The organism is Vibrio sp. 970 (assembly GCF_033339075.1).
Genome location: NZ_JAWOTW010000102.1, coordinates 1 through 1,031, shown reverse-complemented (window position 1 = coordinate 1,031; position 1,031 = coordinate 1). Strand labels below are relative to the sequence as shown.

The following is a 1,031-nucleotide window of genomic DNA, read 5'->3' as shown; positions in this document are numbered from 1 at the left end:
CTCATCGACGAGAACCACATACGCGCCTACACCTATTGGCGCATCCGTAAAGTCGCGAATAACCATTGAGCGATACTGACGCAATTCGTCCTCACTCTCTTGTACTCGCATTGATTGGCCGTGAGCAAGATAGGAAGCCTCTAATGCAAGCGTGTCGTACTTATGCTCGGGTACTGTTTCTTCGTCCGTTGCGGCATCGATGGCTCTTTGGGTGGAAGCGTGTGCAATTCGAAGTTTTTCTTCCAATTGATAAATGATGATTTGGATTAACTCAGCTTTGTTCATACTTTTTGAAGGCGCGCTCAGTAGGCAGGATATGTTAATGTACCCTAGTCTATCACCGAAGAAAGGTTTCCCTAACATGCAAAGTACCCAGTTACTACAAACGCTTCAATCCGTGTTTGGTTTTGACTCATTACGCCAAGGCCAACAACCAGTTATTGAATCGGTCATGAATGGTTACTCTGCAGCAGCAATATTTCCAACGGGCTCGGGCAAATCTCTTTGTTATCAACTCCCCGCCACCATGCTGCCAAACCTCACTTTAGTGATCTCGCCATTACTGGCACTAATGAAAGATCAGCTGAGCTTTTTGCAAAGCAAAGGGATCGCCGCCGCTTCTATCGATAGCAGCCAAAGCAGAGAAGAAGCGCAACGCGTAATGGTTGGAGTCAAAAACGGTGAAATCAAAATTTTGATGATTTCTGTCGAACGCCTCAAAAACGAACGCTTTCGCGAGTTCATTCGTCAGGTGCCAATCTCTTTGATGGTGGTCGATGAAGCGCACTGTATCTCAGAATGGGGCCACAATTTTCGTCCAGATTATCTCAAACTGCCTCAATACCAACGCGCATTGAACATTCCTCAAGTACTGCTTCTCACCGCAACGGCTACTCAAGCAGTGATCAAGGACATGCAAGATAAATTCGCCATCGCGCCACAGCATGTCACGATTACTGGCTTTTATCGCCCCAACTTGGATCTCTGTGTCTCGCCTTGTCGCGAGGAGAATAAAGGTGAGGCCTTGTTAA

The 1,031-nt window shown here is 46.8% G+C and carries 1 protein-coding gene and 1 pseudogene; one reads left to right on the top strand and one right to left on the bottom strand.

Going from position 1 to position 1,031, the window contains the following annotated elements; all coding sequences use genetic code 11:
* A pseudogene (locus R7Q11_RS25000) lies at positions 1 to 285 on the bottom strand (transcription elongation factor); the annotation flags it as partial.
* A gap of 76 nt (positions 286 to 361) precedes the next feature.
* Between R7Q11_RS25000 and R7Q11_RS24995 the strand changes: the two are divergent.
* Positions 362 to 1,031, top strand: a 670-nt coding sequence (locus tag R7Q11_RS24995; protein WP_225466858.1) for a DEAD/DEAH box helicase, incomplete at its 3' end; no start/stop codon positions are given.